At 45.6% G+C, this 21483-nt stretch carries 15 protein-coding genes and 1 riboswitch; of the genes, 7 read left to right on the top strand and 8 right to left on the bottom strand.

Annotated features, from left to right (window positions below):
* The first annotated feature begins 192 nt into the window (after nucleotides 1–192).
* On the top strand, nucleotides 193–726 hold the full coding sequence (locus MSG35_RS18445) for a DUF3332 domain-containing protein (RefSeq protein WP_048608024.1): 534 nt from the start codon (nucleotides 193–195) through the stop codon (nucleotides 724–726).
* An 83-nt stretch (nucleotides 727–809) separates the two neighbouring features.
* Here the strand turns inward: MSG35_RS18445 and dapD are convergent, their stop codons facing one another.
* Complete coding sequence (dapD, locus tag MSG35_RS18440; protein WP_248384712.1) at nucleotides 810–1841, bottom strand: 2,3,4,5-tetrahydropyridine-2,6-dicarboxylate N-succinyltransferase; 1032 nt, start codon at nucleotides 1839–1841, stop codon at nucleotides 810–812.
* A gap of 505 nt (nucleotides 1842–2346) precedes the next feature.
* On the opposite strand from dapD, the gene ushA reads away from it, so the two are divergent.
* On the top strand, nucleotides 2347–4047 hold the full coding sequence (gene ushA / locus MSG35_RS18435) for a bifunctional UDP-sugar hydrolase/5'-nucleotidase UshA (RefSeq protein ID WP_248384711.1): 1701 nt from the start codon (nucleotides 2347–2349) through the stop codon (nucleotides 4045–4047).
* Nucleotides 4048–4130: 83 nt separating this feature from the next.
* Here the strand turns inward: ushA and MSG35_RS18430 are convergent, their stop codons facing one another.
* From MSG35_RS18430 to MSG35_RS18410, 5 genes are all read right to left on the bottom strand, one after another.
* Entirely contained in the window at nucleotides 4131–4772 is a 642-nt protein-coding gene (locus MSG35_RS18430; protein WP_048614308.1) for a MarC family protein, read from the bottom strand.
* Nucleotides 4773–5000: 228 nt separating this feature from the next.
* Nucleotides 5001–5990 (bottom strand): GGGtGRT protein, encoded by a 990-nt coding sequence (locus tag MSG35_RS18425; protein ID WP_248384710.1) that lies wholly within the window; start codon nucleotides 5988–5990, stop codon nucleotides 5001–5003.
* A gap of 23 nt (nucleotides 5991–6013) precedes the next feature.
* Nucleotides 6014–6706 carry a hypothetical protein gene (locus MSG35_RS18420; RefSeq protein WP_248384709.1) on the bottom strand — a complete coding sequence of 231 codons (693 nt, stop codon included), beginning with the start codon at nucleotides 6704–6706 and terminating at the stop codon, nucleotides 6014–6016.
* Nucleotides 6707–6900: 194 nt separating this feature from the next.
* Nucleotides 6901–6985, bottom strand: a riboswitch (Fluoride riboswitch).
* A gap of 155 nt (nucleotides 6986–7140) precedes the next feature.
* The gene (locus tag MSG35_RS18415) at nucleotides 7141–7434 is read right to left on the bottom strand and encodes a YebG family protein (protein ID WP_008223840.1); all 294 of its coding nucleotides are present in this window, start codon (nucleotides 7432–7434) and stop codon (nucleotides 7141–7143) included.
* Nucleotides 7435–7522: 88 nt separating this feature from the next.
* The gene (locus MSG35_RS18410) at nucleotides 7523–8419 is read right to left on the bottom strand and encodes a LysR family transcriptional regulator (RefSeq protein ID WP_048608012.1); all 897 of its coding nucleotides are present in this window, start codon (nucleotides 8417–8419) and stop codon (nucleotides 7523–7525) included.
* 208 nt (nucleotides 8420–8627) lie between these two features.
* On the opposite strand from MSG35_RS18410, the gene MSG35_RS18405 reads away from it, so the two are divergent.
* The 5 genes from MSG35_RS18405 to recD all read left to right on the top strand — a co-directional run bounded on the left by MSG35_RS18405 (nucleotide 8628) and on the right by recD (nucleotide 19476).
* Nucleotides 8628–9578, top strand: a complete 951-nt coding sequence (locus MSG35_RS18405) for a TDT family transporter (protein WP_248384761.1) — start codon at nucleotides 8628–8630, stop codon at nucleotides 9576–9578.
* Between the two features lie 127 nt (nucleotides 9579–9705).
* Nucleotides 9706–13182 carry an exodeoxyribonuclease V subunit gamma gene (gene recC, locus MSG35_RS18400; RefSeq protein ID WP_248384708.1) on the top strand — a complete coding sequence of 1159 codons (3477 nt, stop codon included), beginning with the start codon at nucleotides 9706–9708 and terminating at the stop codon, nucleotides 13180–13182.
* A gap of 6 nt (nucleotides 13183–13188) precedes the next feature.
* Complete coding sequence (locus MSG35_RS18395) at nucleotides 13189–13350, top strand: hypothetical protein (protein ID WP_248384766.1); 162 nt, start codon at nucleotides 13189–13191, stop codon at nucleotides 13348–13350.
* A 241-nt stretch (nucleotides 13351–13591) separates the two neighbouring features.
* On the top strand, nucleotides 13592–17266 hold the full coding sequence (recB, locus tag MSG35_RS18390; protein WP_248384707.1) for an exodeoxyribonuclease V subunit beta: 3675 nt from the start codon (nucleotides 13592–13594) through the stop codon (nucleotides 17264–17266).
* Nucleotides 17266–19476 (top strand): exodeoxyribonuclease V subunit alpha, encoded by a 2211-nt coding sequence (recD, locus tag MSG35_RS18385; RefSeq protein WP_248384706.1) that lies wholly within the window; start codon nucleotides 17266–17268, stop codon nucleotides 19474–19476. The genes recB and recD overlap by 1 nt, the downstream gene beginning before the upstream one ends.
* An 81-nt stretch (nucleotides 19477–19557) precedes the next feature.
* On the opposite strand, the gene MSG35_RS18380 is transcribed toward recD, so the two are convergent.
* On the bottom strand, nucleotides 19558–19749 hold the full coding sequence (locus MSG35_RS18380; RefSeq protein WP_004735192.1) for a hypothetical protein: 192 nt from the start codon (nucleotides 19747–19749) through the stop codon (nucleotides 19558–19560).
* A gap of 283 nt (nucleotides 19750–20032) precedes the next feature.
* Nucleotides 20033–21370 (bottom strand): amino-acid N-acetyltransferase, encoded by a 1338-nt coding sequence (gene argA / locus MSG35_RS18375; RefSeq protein WP_017065782.1) that lies wholly within the window; start codon nucleotides 21368–21370, stop codon nucleotides 20033–20035.
* Nucleotides 21371–21483 lie beyond the last annotated feature (113 nt).

Here is a 21483-nt window from a genome sequence, read left to right as displayed (position 1 = left end):
GAAAGGTCTGCGCTTTTTTATTTTCAAAATTTAGGAACCAGAGCGAAAAAATTAACGTTTGCAGTTTGCTGTTCTAAAAATCTCCACTACGCTAAATGTTATGGAATCAATTTGTTAGGCCATGAATTTCTGTATGTGTGCAGGTTTGGCTATGCAAAAACTGAATCAATCATCGTGGCATAAGAGGGAACTATGAAAACAACAATCACAAAAGCAGTTGCAGTGGCAGCGATTGTCATGTCGTTAGCTGGGTGTGTCGGTAGTAACGCCGTTACTGGTAAATTAATGAAGTTCAACGTTGAGGTTGTAGATAACCGTTACGCTCGTGCAGGGGTCAACTTCTTGCTTGCTCCGGTTTATGCACTAACAACCGCAGCCGATTACATCGTATTTAACTCGATCGAATTCTGGGCGGGTAAAAACCCATTGACTGGCGCGCCTCACATCTTCGATAGTAAAGTCGATACCATGATTGATGTGAACGACAGCCTTGATGATTCACTGAAAGATGCGCCACTTGGCTTCAACAATCGTCAGATTGAATGGGGTGAGATGCAGCAAATCGACGAGAATACCATTCGTATGGACATTACTTACAACGATGGTCAAAAAGCAGTACTGACAGGCGTTCGTGATGGTGACAAGGTCAGCTACTACATGGATGGGACACTAGTTTCAGAGACTTCTATTCAAGCTCTTGAGCAGCTAGCCGCAGAGAAAGCATAACCCACTCTGTTCTGCCTATATAAAAGAAAAGCCGTTGGATTTAACCCCAACGGCTTCGTAATTTCTAGCATCTAGCGCTTAGATTAGTTGTTGCTGTGTAGCTCGCTGTTTAGTTCAACAGCAGACTTGTTCGCAAGACATTCAATTTGGCCAGTGATTGAGTTACGACGGAACAGAAGATCAGAAACGCCAGCTAGATCGCGAGCTTTAATGATTTCTACTTCGTTGCCTTCTTTATCTAGCATGCGAACCTTAGTACCCGCAGTCACGTAAAGACCAGATTCAACCGTGCAACGGTCGCCCATAGGGAAGCCAAGACCAGCGTTTGCGCCTAGTAGGCAGTTTTCGCCGATAGAGATAACCATAGTACCGCCACCAGACAGAGTACCCATGATAGAAGCGCCGCCGCCGATGTCTGAACCGTTACCTACAACAACACCTGCAGAGATACGACCTTCAACCATGCTCACGCCAGTTGTACCAGCATTGAAGTTGATGAAACCTTCGTGCATTACTGTAGTGCCTTCACCCACATGTGCGCCAAGACGAACACGAGAAGTATCAGCAATACGAATACCTGTTGGTACCACGTAATCCACCATTTTAGGGAACTTGTCTACGCAATCTACAGACAAAGCGCGACCTGCAAGGCGAGCTTCGATTTGACGCTCAGCCAGCTCAGGAAGGTCGATAGGGCCTTCGTTTGTCCATGCGATGTTGTGCAGTAGACCGAAGATGCCGTCCAGTACCGTACCGTGTGGTTGTACTAGGCGGTTAGAGATAAGTTGTAGCTTAAGGAAGCCTTCAGCAACCGATGCTGGCTTCTCGTCAGTTGCAAGAACAACAAGAACAAGTGACTGTTCAGACGCTGCCGCTTTTTCTGCGAAAGATGTGTTAGCTGCATCATCGTTTGCTGCGAATGCTTTCGCCAGTTCTGCGCTTTGTGCAGCAGAGATTTCGATAGCTTGGTTGCCTTCAGTGTAACCTGATACTTCTGCAACAGCCGCTACAAGAGCATCGCTTGGGTTTAGAAGTGGGTTAGGGAAGAACGCTTCAATGATTTTATTGTCGCGGTTTTTGGTTGCCGTACCGAAGGCTAGTGAAAAGTAAGCCATGTTGAATCTCCATGTGTTGGGTCTTGATTTTGCTATTCCAAAACAACGGCTCGAATAACAAGCGCTGCCGTTAGCAAAGTTAATTTAATTGCGTTCATCATAAAGAGAGCGTCCTCGTTATGAAAGGGCGCATTGGGATAAAGTCTGTAAAATGATATTGCTTGTCTTTTGAGAGATAGTTTTCATTATCCGGATATTATACCTCGCTTTTAAATATGGGCGTGCTTACTTAAGTAACGCGGTGCCATTTCATTTCCACACCTGACACTTATCTCTAGCCCACCCTCTTGTTAGCAGTATCAATAGAGCGAGTCACACTTTCTTTATAAATCCATGTTTATTATCAGAATTGTTCGACTTCTGTTGATTAATCGTTTGTGCCTACAGTTAGGGTAAATACTCAATTTTTCAGACGTGTAATTAAGATAACGATCACTAAAACCCTGCAAGATGTCAGTATATTGCCTGCCATAACGACATTAAAACGATTAATAAAGGATCTTCTATGAATTTTACTAAGTCTTTACTGGTGCTCTCTATCGGCGTAGCGATGGTTGGCTGTGGCTCGGACAGTGACGATATCGCGGTGACATGTGACACTGCTGCTTCTTGTACCAAGTTTACTGTTTTGCATACCAACGATAACCATGGTCGCTTCTGGGAGAACAGCAACGGTGAGTATGGAATGGCTGCACGCAAGACTTTGATCGATAACATTCGAGCAGAGGTCACTCAAAACGGTGGTGGGACGATCTTACTGTCAGGTGGTGACATTAACACTGGTGTACCAGAGTCTGATATGCAGGATGCGGTTCCCGATTTTGTTGGTATGAACCTACTTGGTTACGATGCGATGGCATTAGGCAATCACGAATTCGATAACAGTTTGGATGTGCTAGATATGCAGGCTGAATTAGCTGACTTCCCAATGCTAGCGGCGAATATTTATATCAAAGATGGAGACACAGTTACTGATGAACGCCTTTTCTCTCCATATAAAGTATTCACCATTAATGGGTTAAAAGTAGCTGTTATTGGCCTAACAACCAAAGACACGGCTAAATTAGTTAATCCTGACAACGTCGCGACAATTCACTTTGCCGACCCACAAGTTGAAATCAAAAAGGCCATAAAAGAAATTGAGGCCAATGAAACTGTTGATCTTATTTTTGCTACCACGCATATGGGGCATTACGCAGATGGTCAGCATGGTAGTGAAGCGCCTGGCGATGTATTGCTTGCTCGCTCTCTAGAAGAAGGCCAGCTAGATGCAATTATTGGTGGGCACTCTCAAAACCCTGTTTGTATGGAAGGCAATGAATACGCTGACTTCAACCCAGGGGATGACTGTAAACCTGATCAGCAAAATGGTACCTACATCATGCAAGCTCACGAGTGGGGTAAGTATGTCGGTAGAGCTGACTTTGAGTTTTATGACGGCAAACTGCACTTAGCGAAGTACGATCTGGTTCCTGTGAACCTAAAAGAGAAGGATGAAAACGGTGATTATCAGTTTATTCAATCTGAAATAAAGCCTGATGCAGCTGTAAAAGCTACTCTCTACCCATATCAACAACAAGGACAAGACCTCCTCGATGTCATCATCTCAAAGACGGATGCAAAACTGGAAGGTGATCGTGATGTTGTTCGTTCAGAACAAACTAATCTTGGTCACTTGTTAGGAGAAGCATACCGCACTTATGAATTGGTGAATGCTGACTTTGGTGTAATGAACTCTGGTGGTGTCCGTGACTCAATTGCGGCAGGAGACATTGCTTATCGTGATGTACTGACGGTTCAACCTTTCGGGAACTTCGTGACTAAAGCAACGATGACAGGTGCTGAAGTAAAAGCGTATTTGGACGTTGTTGCGACGAAGACTGCAGGATCAGGTGCTTATGCCCAACTCGACAATATTAGCTTAACGGTTGACTGCGATTTGAATGATGTGACCATTCGAGACATCAACGGCAAAGGCTTTGACTTGGCAGACACCTACACTTTCTCCGTGATAAGTTTCAGTGCTGCTGGTGGTGATGACTACCCAGTAATTGACGTTGAATCTACACAGTTAACGGATGCCTCGGTGCTGCGTGAATTCTTTGTTAAGAACCCTGATGTCACTGCAGCGAATTACGCACCAGCGGATGGTGATCTAATCTACATGAGTAAAGGTTTAGAAGTAAAAGGCTGCCCTGCGAACTAATTTATAATTCGTAAACAAAAGCGCCAGAGAAAATAGCCAGCGAAACGCTGGCTATTTTTGTATCAGAATTTCGTGGTTTGGGCTTAAACAAACAGCGCCTTATGAGCTTGTTCAATACCTTCAATCAACATCTGCATACCGATAACGGCGAGTATCAAACCCATCATTCGGGTAATTACATTCAATGCACTTGGTCCAACGGCTTTAACGAAGCGCTCGCCGAATACAAACAATACGTAGGTTAAGGCGCACAGTAGACCAAAGGCGACGATGGTGATGATGGTTTCGTAGATGCCTTCGGTACTGGCAAAGTTCATCGCGGTGGCAATGGTTCCCGGGCCGGCTAATATTGGCATTGCCAGTGGCGAGACGGCGATACTGAGCGCCGCATCTTGTTGGGCGTCTGAGTTGACCTTCTCTTTCGCTTTAGAGTGCGTTGAGTCACCTTGCAGCATATGAAATCCAATCAAGAACACGAGGATCCCGCCAGTGATGCGAAGCGCGTAAAGCGTGATACCAAATAGATCGAAGATGAGCTTACCCGACACAGCAAAGGTACTGACGATTATGAAGGCGATGAACACCGAGCGGAAAGCGATAGATTTGACCGTTTCCCTATCATTGTCGCCCGTTAATCCAAGAAAGATCGGTGTGTTGGCGATAGGGTTCATGATGGCAAAAAAGCCCATGAACACGGTAATGGTATGAATGATGAGCTCTTTCATATTATTCCTTTGAAAAGATGCAGTTAAATACAAATGGTTTGTGTATTTAATCTTAGATACAAATAATTATTAGAAATAGATAGTAGAGCAAGTGTGAATAAAAAACAGCCAGCATAAGGCTGGCTGTTTGGTTTTAGTGATAGGTGTAGAGTTTTGGTCGTCTGTTATTGCTGTTTCTCAGTTAACGGACTCTATTCTATGGATAGATCGTGGCGCCCAACGTTGTCGTTATGCGTTTTGAGATTCGCTTACTGCTACAGCCAATGCAACCGTCGCGCCGACCATTGGGTTATTACCCATACCGATGAAGCCCATCATTGCCACGTGAGCCGGAACAGAAGAGCTACCTGCGAACTGAGCATCAGCGTGCATTCTGCCCATGGTATCTGTCATGCCGTAAGACGCTGGGCCTGCTGCCACGTTATCTGGGTGCAATGTTCGACCTGTACCGCCGCCTGAAGCAACTGAGAAGTAAGGTAAACCTTGGCGAGTACGTTCTGCTTTGTAGATACCCGCAACAGGGTGTTGGAAGCGCGTTGGGTTGGTTGAGTTACCCGTAATACTTACATCCACTTCTTCTCTGTGCATAATCGCTACGCCTTCACGTACATCATCAGCGCCGTAACAAAAGATGTCGCCACGAGGACCTTGTGAGAAACGGCGACGTTCTGTTTCAACAAGCTCACCTGTTTGGTAATCGTATTGAGTGCGTACGTAAGTGAAGCCGTTGATGCGAGATATGAGATAAGCCGCATCTTTACCTAGACCATTTAAGATCACTTTCAATGGGTTTTGACGCGATTTGTTGACGTTTAGCGCAATTTTAATCGCACCTTCAGCTGCAGCAAAAGACTCGTGACCAGCAAGAAAGGCGAAGCAGTGGCTCTCTTCATTGAGAAGACGAGCGGCTAGCGCGCCATGTCCAATACCAACTTGGCGTTGTTCAGCAACACTGCCAGGTTTGGTGAATGCTTGAAGACCTTCACCAATAATGTTTGCCGCTTTTTCTGCGCTGGTAGCTTTACGAAATAGCGCCAGTGCTGAGCCAAGGATATAAGCGTCGGCAGCGCTTTCAAAAGCGATAGGTTGGGTGTCCATTACTAACGCTTTTGGATCAACGTTGTGGGCTTTACAGTATTGTTCAGCTTGCTCCAAAGAGTCGAAGTTCATTTCTGCCAATACGCGAGTTACTGATTCATTAAATTGAGTGTTCATCATATCTTTCCTCTAAATTGGCAAAATTACTGTTGGCGTGGGTTAATAGTGGTCACGGCTTCATCGAAGCGGCCATAGGTCCCTGTCGCAAGGTCGGCCGCTTCATTCGTTGGCACGCCTTGGTTAATCGCCTTCATCATTTTGCCGAGGTTGAGATACTCGTAGCCAATCACTTCACTGTGGTCATCAAGTGCAAGCTTGGTCACGTAACCTTCTGCAAGCTCCAGGTAACGTACGCCTTTTGCAGCGGTTGAGTAGCTGGTACCCACTTGGCTGCGCTGCGTTTGACCTAAGTCTTCTAATGCAGCGCCAATTTCTAGACCGCCTTCAGAGAAAGCTGATTGAGTTCGACCGTAAACAAACTGCAGGAAGATTTCACGCATAGCTACGTTAATAGCGTCACACACTAAGTCAGTATTTAGGGCTTCAAGAATGGTTCTTCCGGTGAGGATTTCTGCTGCCATCGCGGCTGATTGAGTCATGCCTGAACAACCAATCGTTTCGATTAGTGCTTCTTCGATGATGCCGTTTTTTACGTTCAGCGTTAGTTTTGCTGCACCTTGTTGTGGTGCACAAGTGCCTACGCCATGGCTTAAGCCAGAAATAGCGATGACATCTTTTGGACTAACCATAGCGCCTTCAACTGGAATTGGTGCTGAAGTGTGTAGATCACCCCTTTGAATAGGGCACATTGATTGAATTTCTGAAGAGTAGTGCATAATGTTTTCTCACTATTAGAGTCATTGAAGACCTAGGGCGTTGAGAAAACAGGACGTGTTGGAAGAGGTGCGGCTAATTCACTACAGATCTTGAGTATCGATAATCCAAAGGCGTCATGGAGCTTGGTCTTAATAGACTAAGTCCATTTCAAAATGGAGGAATAGCGATACATCCAACAGTATTACCTGTTTTCGATTCTGTAGGAGTCATTAGCACTGTTCGGAAAGAACGGGCGGTTGAAGCAAAAGCTTAGGTGGAACCCCATCACCTGATGGCTATAGATTAGATCTTTATCACACTTTCATGCAAGCGAATGTTTAGAGCAATTTCGACTATAAACAAGCTTCATTATATTTCGATAAGTATAAAAAAACGCCAATAACGAACTCTGATTAGAGGCGTCATTGACGTTTTTTAGAAAGCGATCAGCTAGTTACGCTGCATCTTCTTCTGCGTCTTCAACAGCTTCAAGCTTCTTAGCTTTTTTCGGAGCTGGTTTACGCTTAGCACCTAATGCGTAAAGAACTTCTTCTTTGTTCTTCGCTAGGTACATTGCAAGTTCTTCTTGCTTGCCTTCATCTTCAACTAAATCGCTTTTGCCTAAAAGTTCAAAAAGCTCATCAGCCATATCCAGCATTTTGTCGTATGCGTCGGCTTCGGCTTTAGAGGTAAAAGTCATTTTCTCTTCTCCGTTGCGTTCCACCACGTACTTGACGATAACAGCCATGGTTAATCCTCTAAGTTTGATAAATTTTACTGGCTTTTTATACAGTTTCTGATGCTAAAAGTCCAGTTGGAGCCCTAACTATGCGGCCTCAATCTTGATGTGTAGCCCAGTCTTCACAATAACTCATGAAAGATTTCAGCAGCGGGCTCTGGTATTTGTCTTTGTGTACTAGCATCCAGAAACGTCGTTTCATGTCGAGTGGCACATCAAGCGCTTTTACTCGGCCTGAATCAATCGCTCGTTGTGCTGCCAATCGTGATAAACACGCGAATCCAAGATTGGCGGAAACTGAATTGATGATCGCCTCTGTGGTGTTGAGTTCAAAGGATTCATACCAATGTTCGATACGCGGTGCGACGGCTCGTAGGAAAAACTCACGAGTCCCTGAACCTGATTCACGTAAAATCCAATGGCTGTCTTCTAAATCGCTTAAAGTTACTTTTTCTTTTGAAACGAGAGGATGTTGATTACTAACAATAATACACATTTCATCGCTGCTAAACTGACTCGAAATGAGTTCAGGGTGTAATGTTTTTCCTTCAATTAGCGCGATATCAAGTTCATAATCCACCAACTTTTGACAGATCAGTGCACTGTTTGAAATGAACAAGCTTTGATCCTGATGTTGAGTTCGTTCGCGAAAGCCTGACAAAATAAACGGTGCGACCTGATTACCAATCGTGTCACTCGCGCCGACCTTTAGATTGCCACTTAAAGGTTGATCATCACGGAACAAGACATCAATACCAGCAGCACGGTGTAATATCTCATCCGCCAATGGAAGTAACTTATGTCCCTCCTGGTTGAGAATTAATCGGTTGTTGACCCGGTCAAATAGAGAGTGGCCGAGTTGTTTCTCCATTTCGCCTAGTGCCATGCTGACAGCGGCCTTAGACAGAAACAGAGCCTCAGAGGCAGCAGTCAATGTCGAGTGCTGAGTGATAGTGACGAACACTTTGAGCTGTTTTATTGAAATATTAGCCATCAGATTCCTAGTTTAACTCTGCTGGTGAAAATGGGTTTTGTTCATTATTTTTGAACACTTGTTATATATAATTGGATATTGTTTAACGAAGTGCAAGCGTATTATGGCTTCAACAAGCTGATGAGTTCACAAGTTTTGTGAATTAAGTTTAAGAGAGGCTGACATGATTCAACGTATTAAATATAGATTAACAGGAGCTCCAACACCCATGGCAGGGTTAGCACTAGCAATCGCAAGCTTAGGCTGGTGCTGGGATGGTGTTTTAGTATCACAAGATATCTTACATACACCGGGTTTGGTTCAATGGGTAAGCGCAGCGATTGCTGGATGTTTGCTTCTTGTTTTAGCTGTGAAATTTTTGATTCACGGACATTTATTGCGTGCAGATCTTGCTCACCCAGTCGTGGGAAGTGTTGTGCCAACATTTGCGATGGGTTGTATGGTTGTTTCTGCTTCTTTGGCACCAATTTCGACCTTCCTCAGCGAAAGTGTTTGGTTGGCGTCTGTTGCATTGCACGTGGTGTTCTTGGTGAGCTTTCTATACCACAGAGCAAAACAGTTTGAGATCCACCACATGGTGCCAAGCTGGTTTGTACCACCAATCGGTATTATCGTTGCGGATGTTTCCTTCTCTGGTAACCCGACTCTAGAGCCTGTGGCAAACGCTGTTTTGGTCTTTGGTTTGTTGATTTATGCGGTAATGTTACCTGTGATGATCTACCGCTTGATCTTCTCTCATGAAGTGCCAGATGCAGCGAAACCAACGATTGCGATTATGGCGGCACCTGCAAGCCTATCTCTAGCGGGATACCTAACGGTTTCAGCAGATCCATCGCCAGTTATCATCGGTCTATTGTTTGGTATTGCAGTGCTAATGACGTTCATCATTTACGCAGCGTTCTTCAAACTACTTCGTTTACCGTTTAGCCCAGGCTATGCCGCATTTACCTTCCCAATTGTGATTGGTGCAACGGCACTGTTTAAATTGGCTGCGTGGATGCAAACTCAAGGTATTGAAGCGCGTTACATCAATCAAGTGTTTGGCCTAGCGTATCTTGAATTGATTGTGGCTACATTGGTAGTGGGTTATGTCGCTATTCGTTACTACATGAACTACAAACCTCACCGTGTGTTGGGTGCGGTAGCGGGCAGATTGTAAGAGGCAATAGTTCAAAAGATAAACGGACCTTAAGCTTTCGGTATTTCATAAGCTTATATTCCTAATCCAAACTCAGCACTTATGCTAATCTGGCAGTATATTGTGGCAAGATTAGCGTGAGTGCACTTTGTTTACTGTTTACCATTCCAATAAAGTTGATACTTTAAAAATTCTTCTCGTTCACTTAATCAAAAGTGACCCTTTAGCCAACCCTTTCGAGAAAGAGCAGATCTTGGTTCAGAGCCCGGGTATGTCTCAATGGCTTAAGATGGAACTCGCCAAAGAGTTTGGTGTAGCAGCAAATATCGATTTTCCTCTTCCAGCAACCTTCATTTGGGATATGTTTACCCAAGTGCTTCCTGATGTACCGAAACGCAGTGCTTTTAACAAAGAAGCGATGACGTGGAAGCTAATGAGCTTGCTACCTGCGAAACTTGACCACCCTGATTTCTTACCCCTACAGCGCTATCTTGAAAACGACGAAGACGGCTCTAAGTTGTATCAATTAGCCGAGAAAATTGCCGATATCTTCGATGGCTACTTAGTGTATCGTCCTGAGTGGATGGCGATGTGGGAAGCTGGAGAGCCTGTTGTAGAATTGATTGATGGTGAAGGGCAACAAGAGCACCCTTGGCAGCCAATTTTGTGGCGGGCACTTTACGAGCAAACACTCTATCAAGGCCAATCAAAATATCACCGTGGCAACTTGTATCACGACTTCATTGAAGCGTTAGCCAATCAACAAGGTCAATTGCAGCATCTGCCTAAACGCCTGTTTGTGTTTGGCATTTCGTCACTGCCTCCTCGTTACATGGACGCGTTGAAAGCACTGGGTGAGCAGATTGATGTGCACTTGATGTTTACCAACCCTTGTCAGCATTACTGGGGTGATATTCGTGACCGTAAATACTTGGCGAGAGTCGAAGCACAGCGCCGCAAGCAGTTTGCTCTGGTTGATGGTTTACCTCTTCTTGAAGGCGAAGCCTCACCATTGAAAGATGGTATTGAAGCCAATGTTGAAGACGAACTGCATACCAGCCAAGCTGTTGGTAATAGCTTACTGGCGTCTATGGGTAAATTAGGCAGGGATAACCTGTTCTTGCTATCTCAATCAGACAGCGAAGAGCACGAGTTCTTTATTGATGTTGAGAGAGATAATCTACTTCATCAACTACAAGCCGATATTCTCCAGTTAGAAGAACATCAAGACGACCACATCTTAGATTCCAGCCACCATAAACAGGTGGTTGAGCTTGGCGATCGTTCTCTGACAGTACATGCGTGTCACAGCCCAATGCGTGAGGTTGAAGTCCTTCATGATCAGCTGTTGGCCATGTTTGATGCTGACCCGACCCTGAAACCACGCGATATCATCGTGATGGTGTCTGACATTAATGCTTATAGCCCAGCGATTCAGGCGGTATTTGGTAATGCCCCGGGTGAACGCTATATCCCATATTCAATCTCAGATAGAACCGCCGACCAAGAAAGTCCGATACTGACAGCGTTCATGCAGCTGGTCGCGCTACCGAATACGCGTTGTTTAGCGTCTGAGTTGCTAGAGTTGTTAGAAATCCCTGCAATGATGGCGCGCTTTGGTATTGATGAGTTTCAATTCGAGCAAGCCAAGCAATGGGTTGAAGAAGCGGGCATCCGTTGGGGTGTCGACTCTTCTACCGCAACGGAATTTGATCTACCTGCAACCGAGCAAAATACCTGGCTATTTGGTATTCAGCGCATGTTATTGGGCTATGCGATGTCGGACTCTGCGGGCTTGTTTGAAACAGAACACTCTCCAATTGCCGCTTACAATGAAGTTCAGGGTATTAACGCCGAACTTGCTGGTAAGTTAGCGCACTTTATCGATCGTATTGCCCATTATCGTCAACGCTTAACTAAAACACAATCTATCGATATGTGGCGTGAAACATTGCTGCAAATGATTGATGATTTCTTTGCGGTTGAGCTGGAAGGTGAGGTGGTGCTTAAGTCGATTCGTGATGCACTTTCACAACTGAATGAACAGCTTGATGATGCCTTGTATGAGCAAGAGTTGTCACCAAGCATTATCTACCAGTACCTCAATAATAAGTTATCTGGTGCGCGTATTAGCCAGCGTTTCTTAGCGGGACAAGTGAACTTTTGTACCCTGATGCCGATGCGTTCTATTCCGTTTAAGACTGTCTGTTTATTGGGTATGAATGATGGGGTTTACCCTCGTTCAATGCCGCCAGAAGGTTTTGACTTGATGAACGGACGCACACGACCGGGTGATCGTTCTCGTCGTGATGATGACCGTTATCTATTCCTAGAAGCAATGCTGTCAGCACAAGAGTGTTTATACATCAGCTATGTCGGCCGTTCGATTCAAGATAATACCGAGCGAGTGCCGTCGGTGTTGGTATCTGAATTGATTGAGTACTGCCAACAGAACTACTGCCTAAGTGAAGACCAAGCACTACCAAGTGACGATTCTGGTATCAACCTAACTCAAGCGATCAGCTTTGAGCACACCATGACACCGTTCAGCCCCGCTGCGTTTACTCAAGGTGATGCGAGCCATGTATTGAGTTATGCCAAAGAGTGGTTACCTGCGGCTAACCGTTCCGGTGAACGCAGTGGTGAGTTCAATCGCGCATTGGACGACTATTTGTTGGGTGCAACGTATCCGTTAGAACTCGACTTGGTTGAGTTGCAGCGTTTCTGGCGCTTACCGGTGCAGTACTTCTTTAATCGTCGTCTCAAAGTGGTGTTTGAACCGCCACTTCCAGTAATGGAAGACGATGAACCATTCGTACTCAATGGACTAGAGAGCTTCCAACTTAAAGATGCGCTGCTGCAAGTGTTGCTGGATCACCCAGAAGGTGCAGATGAAGCGGTGAGACTGTTTGTCTCTGAGCAAAAAGCACAGGGTCGATTACCGGTCGGAGCTTTTGGTGATATCGAATTTGAAACCAACCGTGTTCAAGCGGAAGACTTAGCCAAAGAGATTCGATTTGTGAGCGGTTCGCCGCAGCAAGATCTCGAAGTGAATATCGAATTTGATGTGTTAGGCGAAGGTAAGCCTGTTCGATTGATGGGGTGGTTAACTCAAAACTATCAATCAGGTCTAGTGCGTTTCCGTAGCGGCAAAATACGCTCTCAAGATTACTTGGCTGCGTGGATTGATCATCTATCCTGCGCTGTTATGGGGCACGGAAAAACGACCCATATTATTGGCTATGACAGAAAAGAGGGCGTGGTTCACCAAACACTACAGCCTATTGGTGATGTACAACAGGCGAAGAGCTTGTTGGCGGAGTTAGTGCGACTGTTTTACCAAGGCATGACGGCGCCATTACCTTATTTCCCGAAAACGGCATTAGCTGGTGTTGAAGCGGGCTTTAGCCGTGGTAAGTGGGTCGATGACGAACAAAAGTCGCTCAAGAAAATGGCTGATACCTTTAACGACAGCTTCGCTTTTACGGGCGAGGGCAGAGATACTTACATCTCACGCATTTGGCCTAAGTGGGATGATGAACTGGCTGCTCAATCACGTATGTACTCGACACTTGTGTTGCAGGCGGCAAGGTTGGCAGCAGCCGATCTGGAAGATCAGGAGTAGGTGGCTGTGATCGACAAGATCAATAGCGAGTGCGCTGAATTAATGAAAGATAAAAGAGAGTCGCTGGTAAGCGTTTGGGACGCCTGCTTTCAAGGTGAAGGTAAGCAAGGTGAAGGGAATCAAGGTACAGGAAATAAAGTGGCCGCCAGTAAATCATTATTAGTGTAGGGCGTTCGCTGTACGGCCACAGGTCAGAGGGACCATTATTCTGTGGTTCAAAGTAACGCCGTAAAGTACAAAACTCGTACGCGCTCCTGAACTCGTGGGCGCATAGTAGCGAGGCGATCCGAATTGATCCGTGAGAGAGATCGCACTAACTATTAACAAATTAGCGTAGGACGTAAATTGAATGACGTTTTCCACGCTAGGTCACATTTGTAACAACACATTTATCAGAAGGCAGTAAGGCATGACGACCACAAGCAGTGTTCAGGTAATCGCTCCAAAAACACTCGATACCATGACGTTTCCACTTCATGGCGCGCGTTTAATTGAAGCATCGGCGGGTACGGGTAAGACATTTACCATTGCTGGCTTGTACTTACGCTTACTGCTGGGGCACGGTACAGCTGCGCCGCAAGGTGATCTGACGGAAGCCACACGACACCATGAGCCGCTAACCGTGGACCAAATCTTGGTGGTGACCTTTACTGAAGCGGCAACGGCAGAGCTACGTGATCGTATTCGTGCTCGAATCCATGATGCTCGAATTGCGTTTGCACGTGGGCAAAGTGACGACCCAGTGATTGCTCCTTTGTTACAAGCCATCGATGATCATGCTGGCGCGGCGAAAACCCTGCTCAATGCCGAAAGACAAATGGATGAGGCCGCGGTCTACACCATTCATGGTTTCTGTCAGCGAATGTTGACTCAAAATGCCTTTGAATCAGGAAGCCGTTTTGATAATGAATTTGTGACCGATGAAAGCCACCTAAAAGCGCAAGTGGTTGCCGACTATTGGCGTAAACAGTTCTACCCGCTGCCCATTCAACTGGCTGGTGAGGTTCGTAATATCTGGGGTTCTCCCGCTTCGCTATTAGCAGACGTAAATCGTTATCTGACAGGATCTCCGCTGAAATTGACGGTCGATGCGATGTCGGGCGATCTGCAAACTCTGCACAATCAAAACCTAGATAAAGTGAAGCAACTTAAAGCGCTATGGTGTGAATCCGAAGCGGACTTTTTGGCTTTGATCTCTGGCTCGGATGTGAACAAGCGTAGCTACACTAAGAAGTCTCTGCCAACTTGGTTAGAAGCGGTGACAGCATGGGCGCAAAGCGACACTCATGATTACCAGTTCCCAGACAAACTAGAGAAGTTCTCTCAAGCTACGTTAATTGAAAAAACACCGAAAGGTACCGCACCTCAGCACGCGGTGTTTAAGGCGATTGAAGATTTCTTAAACTCTCCTGCAGACCTGAAAGCTCCGTTATTGGCGCATGCTATTACCCATTGTCGAACTATGTTAGCCAAGGCTAAGCAACAGAAGCAGTGGCTATCATTTGATGACTTGCTGACTCAGTTATCGGCGTCGATTGATGTGGATGAGCAATCACTGCTGGTGGAGAGAATCCGCACCTTATACCCAGTGGCGATGATTGATGAATTCCAAGATACCGACCCACTGCAATACAGTATTTTTAGCCGAATCTATCTCGATAACCCGCAGTGTGGTTTGTTTATGATTGGTGATCCGAAGCAGGCTATTTACGGCTTCCGTGGCGCAGATATTTTTACCTACATTAAGGCAAGAAACCAAGTTAGTGCTCACTATACGTTAGGCACTAACTGGCGTTCGAGTGCTGATATAGTCAGCGCGGTAAACCAAGTGTTTATGAATTCGGATAGTCCGTTTATCTACGACCAAGACATTCCATTCTTACCCGTTGCAGCCAGCCCATCTGCCGACAAACGCCAATGGGTAATGAACGGAGAAACTCAGCACGCACTGACCTTTTGGCTGCAAGAGGCCGAAGACAAGCCATTACCGAAAGGCGAATATCACAAGGCAATGGCAGAAGCGACAGCGAGTCAAATTCAAACTATTCTGACCGCTTCTCAAAATCAACAAGCCTATTTTGATAACGGCAAAAAACAGCATGCCGTGAATGCGGGTGATATTGCTGTCTTGGTTCGAACCGGCAGTGAAGGTCGTCTGATCAAGAACGCGCTGTCTGAGCAAGGCATTGCAAGTGTGTATTTGTCTAACAGAGATAGTGTATTCACCAGCTTGATTGCGCAAGATATTCAACGCCTGCTGCAAGCGGTGCTGACACCAGAAAACGACCGAGCATTGCGCGCGAGTTTGGCCTCCGAGTTATTTGCCCTAGATGCGGCTTCATTGGATGAGCTTAATAACGATGAAGTGGTGTGGGAAAACGTGGTTAACGAATTTCGAGAATATCGTAAGTTGTGGCTGCAACGTGGCGTGCTACCAATGCTTCGTAGCGTGATCAGCAAGCGACATCTCGCGGAACGTTTACTGGAAGAAGAAAATGGTGAGCGCTCACTTACCGATTTAATGCACATTGGCGAATTGCTGCAACAAGCAAGACAAGAGCTCGACAGTGATTATGGTTTGTTGCGTTGGTTAGCAGAAGCGATTTCCGATGCTCAAAATGGTTTAGGCGGCAGTGAGGATGACATTCAGCGTCTTGAGTCAGAGAGAAACTTGGTTCAAATCGTTACTATTCACAAATCGAAAGGTTTGGAATATGACTTAGTATTCCTCCCATTTGTCGCGAGTTACCGAGAAGCGAGCGAAGGCAAATTCTACGATCATGATTCAGATACCACGGTACTGGATATTACAGGTAGTGATAGTGCCTTAGCCCAAGCCGATAAAGAACGATTAGCGGAAGACTTGCGTTTGATTTATGTAGCGCTGACTCGTGCGGTTTATGGCTGTTTCATTGGCATGGCACCGCTGCGTAAAGGGCGTTCAACCAAAGAGCCGACTGGCGTGCATTTGAGTGCTATGGGTTACTTAGTTCAAAATGGACAAGAGCAAGGTATTGCTGAGTTACATCAAGCTCTGTCAGCGATTGAGGGCAAGAATTCAAGCGTATTACTGTCTGAAACGCCTATCACTCATGATCATGTTTTTGTACAAACAGAACAAGTGAGTGAAGACTTACATGCTAACGAACTCAAGGCTTCAATTGACCGAGCTTGGCGTATCACCAGCTACTCGGGGCTTGTAAAGCAAGGCAGCCATGGTGCTAGTCATGACGCGACCATTGAGGTGTCTGGCTTCGATATTGATTCGGCTGATGAGCAGGATGAGTCTGAGTTGATTGAACCTGAACGCTCTATCTTTACGTTCCCTCGTGGTGCTCGCCCGGGTACTTTCTTACATACCTTGTTTGAGGATGTTGAATTTACCGAGCCTGCAACCAGCGAACATAACACGCAAGTAATCACTCACTTGTTAGAGTCAGAACAATACGAACTCGAGTGGCTACCCGTGCTTCAACAGCTTGTCGATACGGTGCTGAACACTGCGTTGGATGGTAAGAACTTAAAGCTAAGCGAGAAAGACTCAACGCAACGATTAGTCGAGATGGAATTCTTGTTGCCAATCGAAGTATTAGCCGCATCGGAATTGAATCAAACCATTCAGTATCATGATCCACTATCAGCAAAAGCGGGCGACCTAGGTTTCCAAACCGTGCAAGGCATGCTGAAAGGCTTCATCGATTTGGTGTTCGAGCACCAAGGTAAATACTATGTCCTCGACTGGAAATCGAATCATTTAGGTGATGACGTTGCCGTCTACCATGGTGAAGCATTGAAATCAGCGATGGCCGACCACCGTTACGATCTGCAATATCAAATCTATGCGCTGGCACTGCATCGCTTCTTACGCAGCCGTGTTGCGGATTACAGTTATGAACAACATTTCGGTGGCGTTTATTACTTGTTCCTAAGAGGAATGGATGGCCAATCACAGCAAGGTATTTTCTCGGCTAAACCTACATTGGCTTTACTCGATGAAATGGATCAATTGATTGACGGTAAAGTGATAGACAGGCGTTCAGCACAATTGAATGACAATGAAACTGGACAGATGGGGCTTCTATAATGACAACAACGACCACTAATACCGGCATGGAAACTGCGAACTCTGTAAAGCCAGTTTCACTTATCCCTGAACAGCTCATGGATGTACTCAAGTTCCTTGCGGATAAGGGTTCAATTCGTCAGCTGGATTATCAGTTTGCTCGTTTTATTGCTCAGCAAGCGACGAGTCATTCTCAGGAGATCGGTTTTCTCGCTGGGGTGGTGAGCCATGAATTAGGCAAGGGGCACATTTGTACTCAGCTTATACAACTGCATACGGCAGTCCCTGAACTAACGGCAGATCTTGCTCAGTTACTTGGTTTGTATGGTGAGACGGCACTACAACTGAACCAAAAATTGCTAGGTATTGATTGGGCTACTGTTCTGCAATCATCTAACTTAGTGGGTACGACTAATGATTGTGTTAAGCCGCTAATGTTCGATGGGCAACGTATCTACTTACAGCGTTACTGGAACTATGAGGTTGTGTTGGCTGAGACCTTAAACCGTTTAAGTAAGCCTGTAGAGTTCAACACTGAGCAGAAAAAATCGCTGACAGAAACGTTGAATCAGTTGTTCGCACGTAGCTATCACTTCCTGTTTAACGCCTTAGCCAAGGCTGAAGCAAGCCAACAAACGTCTCAGGTATTGCGTCAACAATTGGTGTGTGACCATCTTGATATTGTGAATGAGCAGGCTCTAGATTGGGGCGCAATCGACCAAGCGGTTGTGCAAGCTAAGCAAGTGACGGACTTAGATGTTCTAGACAGTTTGGTGCCGTTATCAGCATGTTTGAACTGGCAAAAAGTCGCGGCAGCGGTGGCGCTGAGCCGTCGCTTTGCGGTGATTTCCGGTGGGCCGGGTACCGGTAAAACGACCACAGTAACCAAATTACTGTCGGCGATGGTCGAGCTATCGCTCAGCCAAGGTAAAACGCCAACGATTAAACTGGTGGCACCGACGGGTAAAGCGGCGGCGCGTTTAACCGAGTCGATTGGTAAAGCGATTGAGCAGCTGCCATTAGCGCCTGAAGTGAAGGCCAACATACCAACTGAATCGAGCACGTTACATCGATTACTCGGCGCGATTCCTAACCGTGCTGAGTTTAGACATAACCGACGCAATCCACTCCACCTTGATATCTTGGTAGTGGATGAAGCTTCTATGGTTGATCTGTCGATGATGTATAAGCTGGTGGATGCACTTCCTGAGCACGCAAGGCTCATCTTATTGGGTGATAAAGACCAACTCGCTTCAGTAGAGGCAGGTGCTGTGCTCGGTGATATCTGTTCATTCAACTCTGCAGGGTACAGCACAGCGCAAGGCAATTTGATTGCAGAGATGACAGGTTTTGATGCGATAACTAAACCAAGACAAGACAAAGCTGGATCGGTGAATCCGCCTGCGATTGCAGATAGCTTGTGTATGCTGCAGAAGAGTTATCGTTTCGATGCGCGTTCCGGTATCGGGCAGTTGGCAAAAGCGATCAATAATGGCTCTGCGAATCAAGTAGATCAAGTGTTTTCCAAAGGGTTTGGCGATATCGAAAACCACCCTCTGTCGAGTGACAGCTATAACTTGATGTTGCGTACCTTGGTTAATGAGTATGGTGCATATCTCAATAGAATGAATGTACCGTTGGAAGAGTTAGAAACTCAAGAAGCGAGAGCGAAATCGGTACTCGATTTGTTCAGCCAATGCCGACTGTTGTGTTCCATTCGTGAAGGGGATTTTGGTGTTAAAGGCCTCAACCACAGAATTGAAAGAGCACTGGCCGCAAGGCGTTTGGTGAGCCCTCATAATGATGAGCTGTGGTATCACGGGCGTCCTGTCATGGTGACTCGAAATGATCATGGCTTGGGTTTGTATAATGGTGATATTGGTATCTGTATGCTTGAGGCGGATTCTAGTCAACCTGACTTAACCCCTCGTTTGAAGGTCTATTTTGAGTTGCCAGATGGCAGTGTGAAAGCTGTGCTGCCAAGTCGAGTGCCCGATCATGAAACGGCTTATGCAATGACGATACATAAATCTCAAGGTAGTGAGTTTGATCTGACCTTAATGATCTTGCCGCCAGATTTCAGCCCTATTTTAACGCGGGAGCTTATCTATACCGGTATTACACGTGCGAAGAAACGACTGATGATGTTCAGCGATACAAATGTGTTGAAGCGTGGGATTAAGGTGAAAACAGAGCGAGTGAGTGGTTTAGGCAGTCGCTTAACGAATTAGTCGTTAATGGACGCTAGAGAAGGGCTTGCACTTTGAGCTAGATAAACACAAAGCAACCATCCCTGGTTGCTTTGAACGTTATTAAGACTCTTTGCTTAAAAACGCTCGAGTAAACGATATGTGGTTTATCTTGTACTTTGCTTGGCAATTCAAAATAAACTCTTTTAGATTCTCGCTAACAGGGAACACGCAGTGTACGTCTAGCCCTTCTAAGAATTGGTTATCAGCCATATCCCAAAAACTTTGCAGCGAGTTACAAACAATGGTTCTCATATCAATGTTGCTCTTTTTGCTGTTTATATTAACGAGCAGAGCTAATGTTAGCGTGCTGACCGTCAACGGGTATAGCAATCCGTGCAGTGACCACCTAAATGAGTTCGATATGACTATCGAGATGGCAATTCCAATAAAAACATTTGTTAAGATTATTAAAGCGTCTAAATTCTATACAATTATACGTGTGAGTGAAAGTGCATAGTTAATAAATCTCATATGGAAAACGATTACATTTGCAATTATTTTTCTGTCGAAGTGAGATTGTGCTCCAAAACTTTATTTATACGTTGAGCGCCAAGATTTTTGAGTTTCTCTGATAGTTGTATAACCCTTGTTTTTCCATCGGCAATTCATCAACCGCTATCTCGTAAAAACCCTGTTCACGGAACCAGTGAAGGCTGTGCGTAGTAAGGACAAAGATCTGGTCGATATCACGAGATTTTGATTGGTGGCGCATGTAATCCAGTAGTAATTGTCCACGGTTTCCATCGCGATAGTCAGGGTGAATGGCCACACACGCCATCTCTGCCATGTGATCTTCCGGATAAGCATATAGCGCTGCGCAACCAATAATTAGACCGTCTTTTTCGATGATCGTAAAACGGTGAATCTCTTGTTCCAATTGTTCTCTTGAGCGACGAACGAGAATGCCTTGTTCTTCCAAAGGACGAATAAGGTCAAAGATGCCACCAATATCGTCAATCTGAGCTTGTCTTACTTGCTCGGCACTCGCCATGACCACTTGGGTTCCAATACCATCAAAAGAGAACAACTCTTGGATTAATGCACCATCCACTTTGTAGCTGATTAGGTGACAACGAGGCACACCAGCACGACAAGCGGAGATCGCTCCTTTCAAGAAGCGCAGTGTTCCTGTGCTCATGTCTTCGGCAGGATTTTGAGATTCCGTTAGTCGTTCTAGAATTTGCTTAGCGTCTTTAGGGAAGAGTTCGGCGAGCACATTACCGCGTTCATCTGTTACCCCTTGTTCGGAGCAAAAGCCAATCAGTTTGTCGGCCTTTAGACGAATAGCTACTTGGGTGGCGACCTCTTCAGAAAGTAGATTAAAGCTTTCTCCTGTCACGGAACTGGCAATAGGGCCAAGCAGTACGATAGAACCTTGGTCAAGCGTGCGATTGATCCCTTCAATATCGATTCGACGAATACGCCCGCTGTGGCAATAATCCGTACCGTCATCGACGCCTAGCGGTTGAGCGGTAATGAAGTTGCCACTCATCACATTAAGTTGAGTGCCAGCCATCGGGGTGTTGTTCAAACTCATCGAAAGCCGAGCTGTGATGGCAAGTTGTAGTTGGCCTGCAGCCTGCATAGCGACGCCCAAAGAATATTCATCAGTGACCCTAATATTCTTGTGATAAGGCGTATGGCAATCTTGCTTGGCAAGCAATTGGTTGATCTGCGGTCTTGCCCCGTGAACGAGAACAATTTTTACTCCAAGGCTGTGGAGCAAGGCTATATCACTAATAATGTTACCAAAGTTTCTATCGGCGACGGCTTCGCCTCCCAACATAATGACCATGGTTTTGCCACGGTGAGCATTTACGTAAGGGGTTGATTGTCTGAAACCTTTTACTAGCGCTGTACTTCTTAATTTCACAGAACAAGTCCATTTTGTTTATTTATTCGATAATTTAGCATTTAAATTCAAATGTAAACAACACCTTTTTGGAATAAAGCGCAAACTATTCTTATCTAGGCTTCAATATATAA

It is taken from the genome of Vibrio sp. 1CM23M, from assembly GCF_023161755.1.
GTDB classification, from domain to species: Bacteria; Pseudomonadota; Gammaproteobacteria; order Enterobacterales; family Vibrionaceae; genus Vibrio; species Vibrio coralliirubri.
This window is presented reverse-complemented; position numbering and strand designations above follow the sequence as displayed.